General features: G+C 68.9%; 16 protein-coding genes. 5 read left to right on the top strand and 11 right to left on the bottom strand.

Translation table 11 applies throughout. The features are described 5' to 3' along the window. Positions 1-135: 135 nt before the first annotated feature. Positions 136-513, top strand: a complete 378-nt coding sequence (locus ACGFIE_RS06230) for a nuclear transport factor 2 family protein (RefSeq protein WP_393291630.1) — start codon at positions 136-138, stop codon at positions 511-513. Between the two features lie 23 nt (positions 514-536). On the opposite strand, the gene ACGFIE_RS06225 is transcribed toward ACGFIE_RS06230, so the two are convergent. The 7 genes from ACGFIE_RS06225 to ACGFIE_RS06195 form a co-directional block, all read right to left on the bottom strand. Next, positions 537-1,007: a molybdenum cofactor biosysynthesis protein gene (locus ACGFIE_RS06225; protein ID WP_393291627.1), complete on the bottom strand. Its 471-nt coding sequence runs from the start codon at positions 1,005-1,007 to the stop codon at positions 537-539. Positions 1,008-1,047: 40 nt separating this feature from the next. After that, entirely contained in the window at positions 1,048-1,740 is a 693-nt protein-coding gene (urtE, locus tag ACGFIE_RS06220) for an urea ABC transporter ATP-binding subunit UrtE (RefSeq protein ID WP_358099788.1), read from the bottom strand. Beyond that, entirely contained in the window at positions 1,740-2,516 is a 777-nt protein-coding gene (urtD, locus tag ACGFIE_RS06215) for an urea ABC transporter ATP-binding protein UrtD (RefSeq protein WP_393291625.1), read from the bottom strand. The genes urtE and urtD overlap by 1 nt, the downstream gene beginning before the upstream one ends. Further along, positions 2,513-3,706, bottom strand: a complete 1,194-nt coding sequence (urtC, locus tag ACGFIE_RS06210; protein ID WP_393291623.1) for an urea ABC transporter permease subunit UrtC — start codon at positions 3,704-3,706, stop codon at positions 2,513-2,515. Before urtC ends, urtD begins: the two co-directional genes overlap by 4 nt. Further along, positions 3,703-4,590, bottom strand: coding sequence for an urea ABC transporter permease subunit UrtB (gene urtB, locus ACGFIE_RS06205; protein WP_393291621.1), 888 nt, complete (start codon positions 4,588-4,590; stop codon positions 3,703-3,705). Before urtB ends, urtC begins: the two co-directional genes overlap by 4 nt. 75 nt (positions 4,591-4,665) lie before the next feature. Then, a complete protein-coding gene (gene urtA / locus ACGFIE_RS06200; protein WP_393291618.1) occupies positions 4,666-5,910 on the bottom strand; it encodes an urea ABC transporter substrate-binding protein in 1,245 nt (414 codons plus the stop codon). 406 nt (positions 5,911-6,316) lie between these two features. Next, on the bottom strand, positions 6,317-7,399 hold the full coding sequence (locus ACGFIE_RS06195) for a substrate-binding domain-containing protein (RefSeq protein WP_393291615.1): 1,083 nt from the start codon (positions 7,397-7,399) through the stop codon (positions 6,317-6,319). Between the two features lie 96 nt (positions 7,400-7,495). Between ACGFIE_RS06195 and ACGFIE_RS06190 the strand changes: the two genes are divergently transcribed. Continuing rightward, positions 7,496-7,960, top strand: a complete 465-nt coding sequence (locus tag ACGFIE_RS06190) for a MarR family winged helix-turn-helix transcriptional regulator (RefSeq protein WP_393291613.1) — start codon at positions 7,496-7,498, stop codon at positions 7,958-7,960. Between the two features lie 14 nt (positions 7,961-7,974). On the opposite strand, the gene ACGFIE_RS06185 is transcribed toward ACGFIE_RS06190, so the two are convergent. The 3 genes from ACGFIE_RS06185 to ACGFIE_RS06175 all read right to left on the bottom strand — a co-directional run bounded on the left by ACGFIE_RS06185 (position 7,975) and on the right by ACGFIE_RS06175 (position 9,519). Continuing rightward, a complete protein-coding gene (locus tag ACGFIE_RS06185) occupies positions 7,975-8,349 on the bottom strand; it encodes a cupin domain-containing protein (protein ID WP_393291610.1) in 375 nt (124 codons plus the stop codon). Between the two features lie 171 nt (positions 8,350-8,520). Further along, positions 8,521-9,027: a GNAT family N-acetyltransferase gene (locus ACGFIE_RS06180; RefSeq protein WP_393291608.1), complete on the bottom strand. Its 507-nt coding sequence runs from the start codon at positions 9,025-9,027 to the stop codon at positions 8,521-8,523. 147 nt (positions 9,028-9,174) lie between these two features. Continuing rightward, positions 9,175-9,519: a hypothetical protein gene (locus tag ACGFIE_RS06175; protein WP_393291605.1), complete on the bottom strand. Its 345-nt coding sequence runs from the start codon at positions 9,517-9,519 to the stop codon at positions 9,175-9,177. 132 nt (positions 9,520-9,651) lie between these two features. On the opposite strand from ACGFIE_RS06175, the gene ACGFIE_RS06170 reads away from it, so the two are divergent. Together ACGFIE_RS06170 and ACGFIE_RS06165 are read left to right on the top strand one after the other, a co-directional pair. Continuing rightward, positions 9,652-10,047 (top strand): hypothetical protein, encoded by a 396-nt coding sequence (locus ACGFIE_RS06170; RefSeq protein ID WP_393291603.1) that lies wholly within the window; start codon positions 9,652-9,654, stop codon positions 10,045-10,047. Positions 10,048-10,267: 220 nt separating this feature from the next. After that, positions 10,268-11,989 carry a cellulose binding domain-containing protein gene (locus ACGFIE_RS06165; protein WP_393291601.1) on the top strand — a complete coding sequence of 574 codons (1,722 nt, stop codon included), beginning with the start codon at positions 10,268-10,270 and terminating at the stop codon, positions 11,987-11,989. Between the two features lie 455 nt (positions 11,990-12,444). On the opposite strand, the gene ACGFIE_RS06160 is transcribed toward ACGFIE_RS06165, so the two are convergent. Next, positions 12,445-12,960 (bottom strand): TetR/AcrR family transcriptional regulator, encoded by a 516-nt coding sequence (locus ACGFIE_RS06160; RefSeq protein ID WP_393291599.1) that lies wholly within the window; start codon positions 12,958-12,960, stop codon positions 12,445-12,447. A gap of 190 nt (positions 12,961-13,150) precedes the next feature. Between ACGFIE_RS06160 and ACGFIE_RS06155 the strand changes: the two genes are divergently transcribed. After that, positions 13,151-14,128 carry an NADP-dependent oxidoreductase gene (locus ACGFIE_RS06155; protein WP_393291596.1) on the top strand — a complete coding sequence of 326 codons (978 nt, stop codon included), beginning with the start codon at positions 13,151-13,153 and terminating at the stop codon, positions 14,126-14,128. Positions 14,129-14,137: the final 9 nt, after the last annotated feature.

Here is a 14,137-nt window from a genome sequence, read left to right as displayed (position 1 = left end):
CGGGCAGCACGCGCACGGCCAGGGTGCACGGAACGCGCCACCGCGCCGATGCGCCCACGTCGGGGCGGCGCCGGCTGCCACAATGCGGTCAGTCCGGACGGTGGCGCCGGGCGGAGCAGACCAGGAGGACGGCCCATGCCGGACAGCGCACGCGAGGCGGAGCTGCTCGACGCCGAACGCACCCTGCAGGCCGCGCAGCGGGCCGGTGACGTCGCGGCCCTCGACCAGTTGCTCGTCGACCAGCTCATCGCGATCGGCCCCGACGGCCGCCAGCACGGCAAGGCCGAGGACCTGGCCGCGCACCGGGACCGCACCTCGATCATCGAGGAGCTGGTCGAGGAGGAGCTGGACCTGCTCGTCGTCGGCCGGACGGGTGTGACGTTCTTCCTGGGCCGGGTCGCCGGGGTGTTCAACGGTCAGCCGTTCGCGGCCCGACTGCGCTACACGCGGACGTGGGTCCACGACGACCCGCACGGCTGGCGGATCCTCGCCGCCCACATCAGCCCGGTCTGACCCACACGACTGGGCTGTCCCGCTCAGCTCACGGTGGCGTCGAGCGGGCCGATGCGCAGCACGCCGTCGTCGAGGGGCGTACAGCGGATGCCGCCCGTGGTGCGCAGCGCCTTCCAGGCGCCCGGCCCGACCGTGACGTCCATCCAGGCGCACGGCCGGGCCGCGCGGTTGACCCGTAGGCTGACCGGGCCGTCGCCGGAGTCCAGGATCAGGACCTTGCCGATCAGCTCGTCCACGGCGATGCCTGTGGTGAGGATGTTGCGGCGGACCTGCGCCAGGCCGATGCCGGCCGGCAAAGACTCCTGGGCGATCACTGTCACGCTGGCGTCGCGGTGCGCCGGTTTGCCGAAGTAGCGGTCGCCGACGATGCCGAGGCCGGCCCGGATCTGGACGGCGTCGACCAGCTCGCCGGGCGGGGCCGGCGTCGGACCGTCGGAGGGCCGGCCCCGGAACCGGTGCACGGGCGAGGCCAGCAACTCGACGATCTGCGCCATGGCACGGATTCTACGAACCGGAGGACGCCGCCGGGCGCGGTCAGACCGCCAGGGCCGCCCGGACGTCCCGCTCCGCGGTGACACCGCCGTCGCCGTCCGAGGTGACCCGGCCGGACTCCAGCACGTGGTAGCGGTCCGCCACCCGCAGCGCGAAACCCAGATGCTGCTCGACCAGCAGCACACTGAACCCGGACTGCCGGGTCAGCTCGACGATCCGCTCCTGGATCTCCGCGACCACCGACGGCTGGATGCCCTCGGTCGGCTCGTCGAGCATCAGCAGCCGCGGCCGGGTGATCAGCGCACGGGCGATGGCCAACTGCTGGCGCTGGCCGCCGGAGAGCAGCCCGGCCCGCCGGCGCAGCAGCGGGCGCAGCGCCGGAAACAGGTCCAGCACCTCCGCCGTGGCCACCGGGCCGTCGCGCCGGCCGTCGGCGACCAGCCGCAGGTTCTCCGCGGCGGTCAGGTGCGGGAAGCACTGCTGGCCCTGCGGGACGTACGCCATTCCGCGCTGCACCCGCTCGTGCGGCGCGAGACGGGTGACGTCCTCGCCGTCCAGCTCGACGGTGCCGGCGCTGGGACGCAGCAGGCCCGCCGCGACCCGCAGCAGGGTGCTCTTGCCGGCGCCGTTGTGCCCGAGCACCGCGGCCACCCCGTCGGGCGGGACGGCGAGGTCCACCCCGTGCAGCACCCTTGAACGCCCGTATCCGGCGTGCACCCCGCGCAGGGTCAGCATCATGCCTCCAGACCGCTGGGGGCCGACCCGGCGGCGACCGGGTGGCCAAGGTAGACCTCCTGCACACGCGGGTCCGCCTGGACCTGCGCCACCGTGCCCTCACTGAGCACCTTCCCCGCGTGCAGCACTGTGACGCTGCGCGCGAACCGACGCAGGAAGTCCATGTCGTGCTCGATCACCACCACCGTGCGGTCCCGGCTCACCGTCTCCAGCAGCGCCCCGGTCGCGTCACGCTCCTCGTGGCTCATCCCGGCGACCGGCTCGTCGAGCAGCAGCAGCCGCGCGTCCTGCACCAGAAGCATGCCGATCTCCAGCCACTGCTTCTGGCCGTGCGCGAGCGTCCCGGCGAGCTGGTCGGCCCGCCCGGTCAGACCGATGGTCTCCAACGCGGCCGCCACCTCGTCGGGGATCCCACGCCGCCGGCGGGCCAGGGTCACCCAACTGCGCCGGGCGCCGGCCGCGATGTCGAGGTTCTGCACGACCGACAGCTCCTCGAAGATCGTCGACGTCTGGAAGGTCCGCCCGATGCCGAGCCGGCTGATCCGGTGCACCGGCCGACCGAGCAGCTCCTGGTCACCGAACCGGACCGAGCCGGTGGCCCGCACCAGGCCGGTGATCGCGTCGACGAGTGTGGTCTTCCCGGCGCCGTTCGGGCCGATCAGGAACCGGATGTCGCCGGCGGGCACCTCCAGCGAGACGCCGTCGACGGCGGTGAAGCCGTCGAAGCTGACCCGCACGTCACGGACGGACAGGCCGTCCAACCGCTCGCCGCTCATAGGGCCTCCACCTCCGTCCGCTCGGCGCGTCGTCGGCCCAGCGGTGACCACCCGCGCCGCGCCGGCCGCGCGCCGACGTCGCGCCGGCGGGCCAGCGCCCACAGCGACGCCAGGCCGCCGGGAAGGAACGCCACCACCACCACGAATAGCAGACCCTGCAGGTACGTCCAGGTGCCCGGGAAACGCTCCGACAGGGCGGTACGTGCCCAGGCCACCGCCACCGCGCCGAGCACCGGCCCGAGCAGCGTGGCACGGCCGCCCACCGCTACCCCGATGACGAACTCGATCGACGGGACGATCCCGATCAGCGCGGGCGAGATGATGCCCACCGCCGGCACGAACAGCGCACCGGCCAGCCCCGCCATGCCGGCCGCGACGACGTACGCCACCAGCTTGACCGACGCCGGGTCGTAGCCGAGGAAGCGGACCCGCTCCTCGCCGTCGCGGACCGCCACCAGCAGCTCGCCGTAGCGGCTCTGGATGAGCTGACGGGTCAGCGCGAGCAACGCCAGCAGGACGCCGGCGATGATGAAGTACACCATCCGCTGGTTGACCGGGTCGTCCAGGTCGTACCCGAAGAAGCCCTTGATGTCGGTGAGCCCGTTGGTGCCGCCCGTGGTGCCCTGCTGGCCGATCAGCAGGATCACCATGGCGGCGGCGAGGGCCTGACTGAGAATGGCGAAGTAGGCGCCCCGGACCCGGCGGCGGAACACGAGCGAACCGAGCCCGAAGGCGACAACCATCGGCAGCAGCACCGTGGCGGGCAACGCGAACCAGGGGCTGGCGAACGGACGCCACCACAGCGGCAACTCGTCGAGCTGCCCGTACAGCTGCATGAAGTCGGGCATCCCACCGGGACCCGCGTCGGCGAGCTTGAGGTGCATGGCCATCGCGTAGCCGCCCAGGCCGAAGAAGACGCCCTGACCGAGGGTGAGCATGCCGCCCCGGCCCCAGGCGATCCCGATGCCTACCGCGACCATGGCGACGCAGAGGTACTTGGCGAGCAGCGCCAGCCGGAAGTCCGACAGCAGCAGCGGTGCCACGGCGAACAGCAGCGCCGCGCCGAACGCGAAGCCGGCCACCGTCCGTAGCCGCGAACGGCCGCCGGAGCGGGCCGGGGGCGCGGCGCCGGCCGAGGCCGTGGCCGGTGCGGTGGCGGTGCTCAAAGGCGCGGGCGTCACGGCGGTCATGCGAGGCTCCTCGTCCGCAGGGTGAACAGGCCCTGTGGCCGCCACTGGAGGAACGCGACGATCGCCACGAACACGATCACCTTGGCGATGCTGAGGGTCGTCAGGTACTCCCCGGTGGCCTGGAGCACGCCGAGGGCGAAGGCGACGATCACGCTGCCCTTGAGTTGGCCGATCCCGCCGACCACGACCACCAGGAAGGCGTCGATGATCAGGTTGGTGCCCATGGTCGGGCCGATCGGACCGAGCAGGGTCAGCGCCACCCCGGCGAGCCCGGCCAGGCCGGACCCGAGAAAGAAGGTCGTCCGGTCGACCCGGGCGGTGGGAATGCCGGACACCGCGGCGAGGTCGCGGTTCTGCACCACCGCGCGGATCCGGCGACCGAGCGGGGTGAGCCGTAGCGCCAGGGTGAGCGCCGCGACGGCCGCCAGGGCCAGCGCCAGGATGAACAGCCGGTTGTTGGCGACGGTCAGCCCGCCGGGCAACGCGACGTTGCCGGTGAGCAGTTCCGGCGCGCGGGTCTGCACGTTCGGGCTGCCGAAGACGTCGCGGGCGAGCTGTTGCAGCATCAGCGACACACCCCAGGTGACCAGCAGGGTGTCCAGCGGGCGGGCGTAGAGCCGACGGATCAGCAGGACCTCCAGCAGCACACCCATCGTGCCGGCGACCACGAACGCCACCGGCAGCGCGACCACAAGCGACAGGCCCGCGCCGGTGATGCTCTGCTGCAGGACGTACGTGGTGTACGCGCCGGCCATGATGAACTCGCCGTGCGCCATGTTGATGACGTTCATCTGGCCGAAGGTCAGCGCCAGCCCGAGCGCGATGAGCAGGAGCACAGCGCCGATGCTGATGCCCGTGAAGAGTTGACCGAAGAGGACTGTCACGGTGGGTACTCCGTACTGCTGGTCGGGTGGCCCGGGCGAGCCGCGCGGCAACGCGCCCCGCCCGGGCCGGCGTCGTCAGCTCAGGCCGCTCGCCCACGGGTAGGTCTTGAGGTACGGGTCCGGAGCGACAGGCTTGCCGGAGTTCCACACCTCGGTGATCAGACCGTCGGCGCCGACCTTGCCGACCCGGGCGGTCTTGGCGATGTGCTGGGTCTTCCCGTCGACGGTGACCAGGCCCTCCGGCGCGTCGAAGGTGATCCCGTCGGAGGCGGTGCGGACCTTCTCGACGTCGAACGCGCCGGCCTTCTCGACCATCGCCTTCCACAGGTACACGCTGACGTAGGCGGCCTCCATCGGGTCGCTCGTCGGCTTGTCCGCGCCGTACTTCGCCTTGTACGCGGCCACGAACTTGGTGTTCGCCGCGCCGGGCGTGGTCTGGTAGTAGTTCCAGGCGGTCAGCTGGCCCTCCAGGTACTGGGTGCCGATGCCCTTGACCTCCTCCTCGGCGATCGACACCGACACCACAGGCATCGCGGCGGCGGTCAGGCCGGCCGACTTGTACTCCTTGAAGAACGCCACGTTGCTGTCACCGTTGAGGGTGTTGAACACGGCGTCCGCCCCGGAGGACTTGACCTTGTTGACGATCGTGCCGAATTCGGTGGACCCGAGCGGCGCGTAGTCCTCGCCGAGCACTGTCATCCCGTTGGCGGCCGCGTACGCCTTGATGATTTTGTTGGCGGTACGGGGAAAGACGTAGTCACTGCCGACCAGATAGACCGACTTCGCCCCCTGCGCCTTGAGGTAGTCGAGGCCGGGAACGATCTGCTGGTTGGTCGTCGCCCCGGTGTAGAAGATGTAGGGCGACTGTTCCAGACCCTCGTACTGCACGGGGTAGAACAGCAGGGCCTTGTTCTTCTCGAACACCGGCTTGACCGCCTTGCGGCTCGCCGACGTCCAGCAGCCGAAGACGGCGGCCACCCGATCCTCGGAGATGAGCTTCTCGGCCTTCTCCGCGAAGGTCGGCCAGTCCGAGGCGCCGTCCTCGCCGACCGGCTGGATCTTCTTGCCGAGCACCCCGCCGGCCGCGTTGATCTCCTCGACGGCGAGCATGATGGAGTCGCGGACGGTGACCTCACTGATCGCCATGGTGCCGGAGAGCGAGTTGAGCAGGCCCACCTTGACGGTGTCGCCGGAGACGTCGGCGGTGACGCCGGCCGCGCCGCCCTCGTCGGAGGTCTTGCTGCCGCAGGCGGTCAGCGCGGCCGCGGCGACGAGGGTCAGGGCGCCCGCCAGGATGCGGCGGCTCCAAAGAAGTGACATCTATTCTCCCTGCGGTGCACTCAAGTGGCGAATGGACGGTCGGTGCGGTCCGGTGGAGCTGACGTGGGCGATGCCGGGGTCGACGGGTGGACGCCGCCTCTGGCCATCGCATCGGGTACGGGCACGCAAAGCGTCGACCGACTTGATTGCGTGAGTGTTTCCCGGCCCTTAATTGACTGTTTCCCACGACCTTGCAGATGCGCCCACCACAATGGCCGGCACCGTCAGTCGAAGACGGTGCCGGCCAGGGAGAATCCTGCGATAAAATTGCCACCACAATGGCCGGCGAACAGATTCCGCCGACGGTGGACACACATTCGCGGCATCCGACCCTCGGCCAGATACTTCACGCAGGAAGCATCTTAGGGTCGAGCCGGGTGGGGCTGTCAAGGGCCGGGAACGGCGGTCAGAGCTGGGCGAGCACCGTGAAGTCGAGACCGTCGGCCTCGGCGAGGTAGATCCGCTGGCGCACGTGCCGCCGTCGCAGTCGCAACCGACCGCGCGGCCCGTGGTACGCCACCGTGTCGGCGGCCGTCTCGATCGCCCGCACGTCGAGGGTGCGGGCCTGCCCGATCAGGGCGGCGAGCAGCATCACGCCCTCGTAGCAGGACTCCCCCAGGCTGCCCAACGGCGGCGCCTCCACCCCGAACCGGCGGGCGAACTCACCGTGGAAGTCGAGATTCTCCTGCGTCACGAGACCCGCGAAGAACCCCGCCGTGCTGTAGAGCCGCCGCGTCGCGCCGACGCCGCTCGCCAGCAGCATGTTCTCGTCCATCAGGGTGCTCAGCCGCAGGCAGCGTTGATCCATCCCGACGCGGGCGAACGCCCGGTTGAACCGCACCGCGTCGGCACCGACGAGCAACATCACCACCGCGTCGGCCTCGCTGCGCTCGATGTGGCGCAACACGTCGTCGAAGTCGTGCGTCTCCAACGGCAGGAACGCCTGCCCCACCACCCGCCCACCGCCGCGCAGCGCGTACCGCTGGGCGGCCCGCGCGGTGCGCCGCGGCCACACGTAGTCGTTGCCGACCACGAACCAGCGTCGTACGCCCTGCTCCCCGGCGAGCAGCCGCATCGCGGGCCACAGCTGGGCGTCCGGCGTCTCGCTGGTCAGGAACACCCCCTCGGTACGCTCACCGCCCTCGTACAGGGCGGTGTAGACGTACGGCACCCGGTGTGCGACACGGGGCGCCAGCGCCTGCCGCACCGAGGAGATGTGCCAACCGGTCACACCCTGCACGGCGCCCACCGACACCAGCGCCTCGACCTCCGCGGCCACCTCGGCCGGCGGGGCGCCGCCGTCGACAGGCACCAGCCGCACCTCGCGGCCCAGCACCCCACCACACCTGTTGATCTCCTCGACCGCGAGCTGGGCGCAGAGCTCGCAGGTCGGGCCGAACATTCCCGCCGGCCCGCGCATCGGATAGACAAGCGCGATGCTGACCACGGCCCGATCGACGGTGAGCCACGGCGGTGCCGGCGCGGACATGAGCACATGATTGCCCGGCCCACGTCGGAAGACCAGAGCTCACCACGGACCGGGACGACTCGGTAACATGGCAGGGCCACCGGACCAGGGAGATCCATGTCAGACGTGCCCGGGGCGCCAGCCGACCTGCTGCGCTCGCTCACCCGCGCCGAACGGCTGCTCTCCCGCCGGCTGGGCGCAGTCCTGGCCGACGACGAGCTGACCACCGAGGCGTGGCGGGTGCTCTGCCTGCTCGCCGACGGTCAGGGTCATCCGATGAGCGAGGTGTCGGCCGAGGCGTCGCTGCCGCCGGGCACCCTCACCAAGCTGGTCGACCACCTTGTCGACCGTAACCTCGTCTTCCGGCGGATCGACCCCTTGGACCGCCGACGGATCCGCGCCTACCTGACCGCCCGGGGCCGCCGCGAACACGCCCGCCTCGACGAGCGGGTCCGGGCCAGCCTCGCCGACCTGGGCGTACCGGCCGACGCCGCCCTCATCGGCCAGCTCGACGACCTGATCGACCGCCTCGACCCGGCCCGTCCTCGCGATCACGCCGATGCGGCCGGCTCGCGCCACTGACCCGATCCCGGCGGTCACTCCACCTTGGTGAGAAGCGGCTTACCCTTCTCGACGACGTACGTGGCAAGTTCGACCGCGACGCCAGTGCCCACGTTGCGGGCCTGGTGGTGGACGCCGTACGGCACGGTCAGCGCATCGCCGGCGTTGCACACCACCGGTGACTGGCCCTCAAGGGTGTACTCCAGCGATCCCTGAAGCACGCAAATGATCTCTTCGCCGGGGTGGAAGTGCTTGAACGGCGGCGAGTCCGGCGTGAACTCCACCCGACTCTGGATGACCTCACGGCCCTCGATGCTGAGATCGTGTCTCTGGAGATCGACACGCCACAACCCGGGAGCGCCCTCCACCGCTGTCGGACTGATGCCCTCGGGTCGATCTTTCCCACTCATCACGGCCTCCTGTGAGCCGTCATCCGAACGGCAGTCGCTCCGGTTGGCACATCCTCTCGAGGATAAGAAGCCGCAGGACCGTCAGGTGCGGGGATGCGCAAACGGGGCAGACTCCCACGATCGTGTACACGGTCGGGGAACTCCTGCGGCAGTGGCGACGGCGCCGAGGGATCAGCCAGCTCGACCGGGCGAAGCCCTGGGCCCGAGGATCCGATGGTCGGCTGCCTCGGCAGCGGTTCCCGGAGCGCCGAAAATCTGATCCACGCCGTTGCTGTCGTCGTAGAGGTGAACGAAGCCGACTCGCTCGTAGAGCCAGCGCGCCGTGCTGCCCCGGTCGATGGCAAGCCGGAAAGGCCTCGCGTCACGGTGGGCGTCCATGACGTGCCTGAGTACCTGACCGCCTATGCCCTGACCCTGAATCGCAGGATCGAGATAAAAGTGCTCTATCCACTGCGCATCGACCTCGGGCCGCACGGCGATGACACCCACCGGCTTCTCGTCGACCTCAATGATGTCGGTGTTGGCAGGAACGTAGGTATCCAGGAACCGGCGGCGAGCCCACTCCTTATCCCACAGTCCCAGGCGTTCCAGGTCTGGGCGCATGGCGCGCGCCTTGAGGTCAGCAAGCCATTCCGCATCCGCAGGCAGCGCCGGACGAAGCCTCCATGCTCTATCCATGGAAGCGAGTATGTCGCGCCCGCGCCCAGCATCCGCATCTGCCGCCGATCGTGCGTGCTGTCCGATCGCACGTTCGCCACCTACGTTGACCGTTGGGTGTCCGAAGCCGGGTACACAGCTTGCGCGCCAGCGGGAAGTCGACGTCAGCTAGGAGCGAGAACTGCCCGAATTTGCCAGTTCGCGGATCATGCTGACCAGCTCTGCGGCGCGGGGACCACGTTGCCGTAACACCATCTTGAGGTGTTCCTGGGCGTTGCTCCCGGCGAACTGGATGCTCGGCGCCCTCGCTGGCAGCACGATGCCCACGTAGGCGCGCCGCTCATCCGTGGTTTCCAACAGCGTGCCGTCGGGATCCACACCCCACGAGTGCTGCCGCCAGAGTTCGTCGTCAGACAGCGCGTAGCCCGTGCCGATTGACTCGATGACTCCGTCGATCCAGAGCGCCGCGACGTTGCGATGACACTCACTGGCGTCGCCCTGTACGTACCGCACGGTCGATCCGAACGCAGCCGCGTGGGCACGCAACTCTTCAAGATCGGACTTGGGCTTGCCTGGCGGAACGACGAGCGAGCCCCCGAACGACAACGTGGCGGGCAGCCGCCGGCCGCCGAAATCATCGCGACGGTGCTGCGCTGGACGGAGTGGGTCGTCGCCCCGGCCGCCGTAGCGGGAGCCGTCGTCATCGGAAGGGAGATGTTCCTGGCCGACCGCCCCGGTAACAACGCCGGCCTGCCGTCACACCTCGCCGACGAGCCGTCCCCGTGGACCCGGCCGGTGTTCGTGGTGTCGGCCGTTGTGGTGGGACTCATCGTGCTGGGCGGCATCGTCGTGGCCGTCCAGTCGGCCAACCCCGACGATCCGCTCTCCTCCGCCGACGGCGCGCCGGGTGGGCGCGCCGATCCGCGCCGGCCGCCTCGACAACGCGGGCGCGCCAGGGGTTGGTGCGGGCAGCCGGGCGGTCCGTCCCATCTTCGCCCGCGGGTGGCGCGAGGCAACGAAACGGTTCGATCAGGGTCGTAAAGTCACACGTATCGATTGACATCGACGAAGGTCGCTGCCTATGGTCGCGTTCGAACCGATTCGACTGGGTGTCGAGCGGCCGTAGGCCGACGACGCCACGGACCCCGAGGAATCCATCGCGCAGCTTCCCGCCGATCTCGCTGCGTGACAGCACCGTCCCCGCACCCGCCCGAGCCGCTTCCCCGTCCCCTGAAGCCGTTCCCCGTCCCCTGGAGGCAACGTGAGATCCGCACCCCCACCCCGCTTCCGCGCCAGCCATTTGCTGGCCGGTGTGCTGATAGCGGCCGGCGTTTTGTCCGTCTCGGTTCCGGCGCACGCCGACAACCAGAGCATCAGCGTGAACTTCGCCACCGGCACCGCAGCGCCGACCTACCGGGCGTCCGGCTGGATTTACGGCATGTCCGAGAACGGCGCCAACCCACCGAGCAACTACTTCACCGACATCAAGTTCCAGGCGATGCGCGCGGGCGGAGCGCAACTGTCCGGCGGCGGCTGGCAGGGCGGCGGGTACGACCGGCGGTGGAACGCCACCCGGGCGCAGATGCTGCGCACCAAGGCCCTCGGCGGCACGTTCATCCTGCTCCCCCACGACCTGTGGGGTGCCGACGGCGCCAACATCCCGCGTTACCCCGGCGACAACGGCAACTGGACCGACTACAACAACTTCCTCACCCGGGTGATCGCCGACGTCAAGGCCACGGGTGTGCCGGTGCAGTGGGACATCTGGAACGAGCCCAACATCTCGATCTTCTGGAACCGGCCACAGTCGCAGTATTTCGAGCTGTGGCGGCGCACCTACCAGCGCCTGCGCGCAGAGATGCCGGGCACCCTGATCGTCGGTCCCAGCTATGCCGGCGTACCGACCACCAACACCGGTGCCTGGTGGAACCAGTACCTCGACTACGTCAAGGCCAACAACGTGGTGCCGGACATCTTCAGCTGGCACTCCCTGCCCGGTGACCCGGTCGCCAACGTCGCGGCGGCGAACACCACGCTCGGCTCCCGCGGCATCCCGCACACCCGGCCGTACCAGATCAACGAGTACGGCGCCTCAAACGAGCAGAATCCCGGTGACGGCGCCTGGTACATCACCCGGCTGGAGCGGGCCGGCGCCGACGGGCTGCGGGCCAACTGGGCCAGCGGCGGCAACCTGCACAACGACCTGGGCAACCTGCTGATCCACAACTCCGCCGGTCAGTACCAGACCAAGGGCGAGTGGTGGGTCTATCGGTTCTACGCCGGACAGACCGGCACCGTGGTGGCCACCACGCCGTCGGCCGGCTACGACGCGTACGCCACGAAGGACACCGGCACCGCCAAGGTCCTGATCGGCGGGGGACGCACCACCGGGAACATCGCCGTCTCGCTGCAGGGACTCAACGGCACCAGCGGACTCGTCGTGAACAACCAGGTCCGCGTCGTGGTGCAGCGCATCCCGGACAACAACGGCGGCGCGGTCACCGGCCCGGTCACCGTGCAAGACCAGGTGGTCAGTGTGAACGGCAACTCGGCCACGGTGAACGTCGCCAACAGCAACGTCAACGACGCGTACACGATCACCCTGCTGCCGTCGTCCACGCCGCCGCCGACCTCCCCGCCGCCGACCACGCCGCCGCCGACCTCCCCGCCGCCGGTGCCAGGTACGGCGTGCAGCGCCAGCTACCAGGTCGTCGGCAGCTGGCAGGGTGGATTCCAGGCCGAGGTGGCGGTCGCGAACACCGGCTCGGCGGCCACCCGCGGTTGGACCGTGAGCTGGACGCTGCCGTCCGGGCAGACGATCAACCAGATCTGGAGCGGTTCCCTCACCACCAGCGGAAGCACCGCCACGGTGACCAACGTGTCCTACAACGGGACGCTGGCGCCAGGTGCCAGCGCGACGTTCGGCTTCCTCGGTTCCGGCAGCTCGGCACCCACGCCGTCACTTACCTGTTCAGCGACCTAGGCGAAGAAGTCAGGTAACACTCCGAACGAGTAACGGACCACACGAACACCTGTGCACTGTCACAGGTGTTCGTGTGGTCCAGTCGAGTCCGCGACCGAGAGAGGGCAGTCAGCGGCCGAAGGTGAGCCTTGTGCGCGAAAGTCGATAACCACGTTGGACAGATGCGGCAAAAGTGTCTTCTGAAGTCCCGTGAGCACGGCCCAGATGTTGATAGTCCACCAGCCGCCGTCACAAGATCAGCGACAGAGCCGCTGAACGTGCACAGCGTCCTGCAGACGGCGGAGGCACGCCCGAGCCTTCAGCCGCCCGCGAGCCGGTCAGCGGATTCAGCGAGCTCCACAGGAACGTGCGGCCGGCCATCGTGACGTTCCGTCACCAGCGAGCCAGCACCGGCGGTATGGCGTATCCGCTTCTGCCGAATAGAGTGCGTTGCCGAAAAGTCCAAGCTTATGACGCTAATCTGGCCGCCGGAAGGCGAGAGCGTCGATCACTAGCGCAAGCATCTTCTCTCGCCGATCTGCCAAAGTTGGATCCTGTTCAGCGACCCATCCCACGGCATTGACAAGCGCAAACAGGTCGGTCCCGTCGACGTCGGACCTGATGTCACCGGCACCCTGGGCTCGAGCCAGCAGCTGCGTGCCGGCTTCTCTCATCGCCTGACAGGACGCATGTAGGGGCGAACGCTCGTCGGCAAGTGTAGCCAGCATGGAAGCAGGAAGGCCTCGGAATGCGCTGGAATTCTGAACGAAATCGCCCATCCAAGTTCGCAGCGCCTCTGCTGGTGCAGGCTGCGTCAGTAGGTGGCCGGCTTCGGCGGCCAAGCGGTCGAATTCTTGCCGGAGAAGGGCCTCCAGTAACGCCTCACGAGTGGGGAAATGTCTATACAACGTGCCGAGTCCCACCTCGGCACGACGTGCGATCTCACGAAGGGAAGCTTGGATCCCTTCCTTGCCGATGACGGTTCTGGCCACCGCCAGAAGGTGATCGTAGTTCCTCTGGGCGTCCGCGCGTTGCCCCCGCGGCTCACGTGCACCCGGGGCGGATGGATCAGGCACGCGGCACCTCCCACCGTTGACATCCGGAGCAGTGCCCCGCTTAGATAGACGGAGCAGTGCTCCGAATATACCGGACAGCTGATCCGTATGCTCACCAGGAGGCACGATGTCCGCACCGACGATGCGAGCGATACAGGTCCACGCCTTCGGCGGACCCGAGGTGCTGACGTACGAACGAGTACCTCTGCCGGAACCCGCACCAGGTGAGGTCCTCATTCGCGTGCACGCGGCCGGCCTGAACCCTCCGGACTGGTACGCCCGTACGGGATTCGCCACGCTGCCGTCGACGATCCGACCTGAGCTTCGGCTGCCCTTCACCCCGGGCTCCGACGTATCTGGCGTGGTCGCGAAGGTCGGATCCGGCGTCACCCAGTGGCGGGTGGGCGATCCGGTATTCGGCCTGGTGCGATTCCCACAACTGAACAACGGCGGTAAGGGCTACGCCGAATACACGACATCGCCATCCGCGCATCTGGCGCGTAAGCCCGCCAACCTCAGTCACATACAGGCCGCCGCCGTACCGATGTCCGCCTTGACGGCCTACCAGTTCCTGTTCGACCACATCAAGCCCTTGCCGGGCACGACCGTGGTGATCAACGGCGCGGCTGGGGGAGTCGGACACTTCCTGGTGCAGTTGGCCAAGTTGCGGCAGGCGCGCGTCATCGCCATCGCCTCGGGGCGGCACGAAGCGTTCCTGCACAAGATCGGCGCTGATGAGTTCATCGACTACACCACCACCGACGTTCAACACGTGCTGCGGGACGTCGACCATCTGATCGATACCGTCGGCGGCCCACAAGGTCACCGATTCGTTCCCCTCGTGCGGACCGGTGGCACGATCAGTCCAGTCTTCTTCGGCGAGTACCACCGGGAGGAGGCCGCGCACCGGCGCATCACCTTGCCTGCTGGCCAAGTGCACTCCGACGGGCACCAGATGAACCAACTCGCCCACCTCATCGAAGGAGGCCGCATTTGCGTTGGCGTCGACAGCACATATTCATTGCCTGACGCAGCGAAGGCTCATGAACGTGCCGAGCTCGGGCATATTCAAGGCAAGATCGTCCTATCCGTCGTGGAGGAGTAGGCCTGCTTC

The sequence above is a fragment of the Micromonospora sp. NPDC049275 genome (assembly GCF_043197115.1).
Classification (GTDB): domain Bacteria; phylum Actinomycetota; class Actinomycetes; order Mycobacteriales; family Micromonosporaceae; genus Micromonospora.
This window is presented reverse-complemented; position numbering and strand designations above follow the sequence as displayed.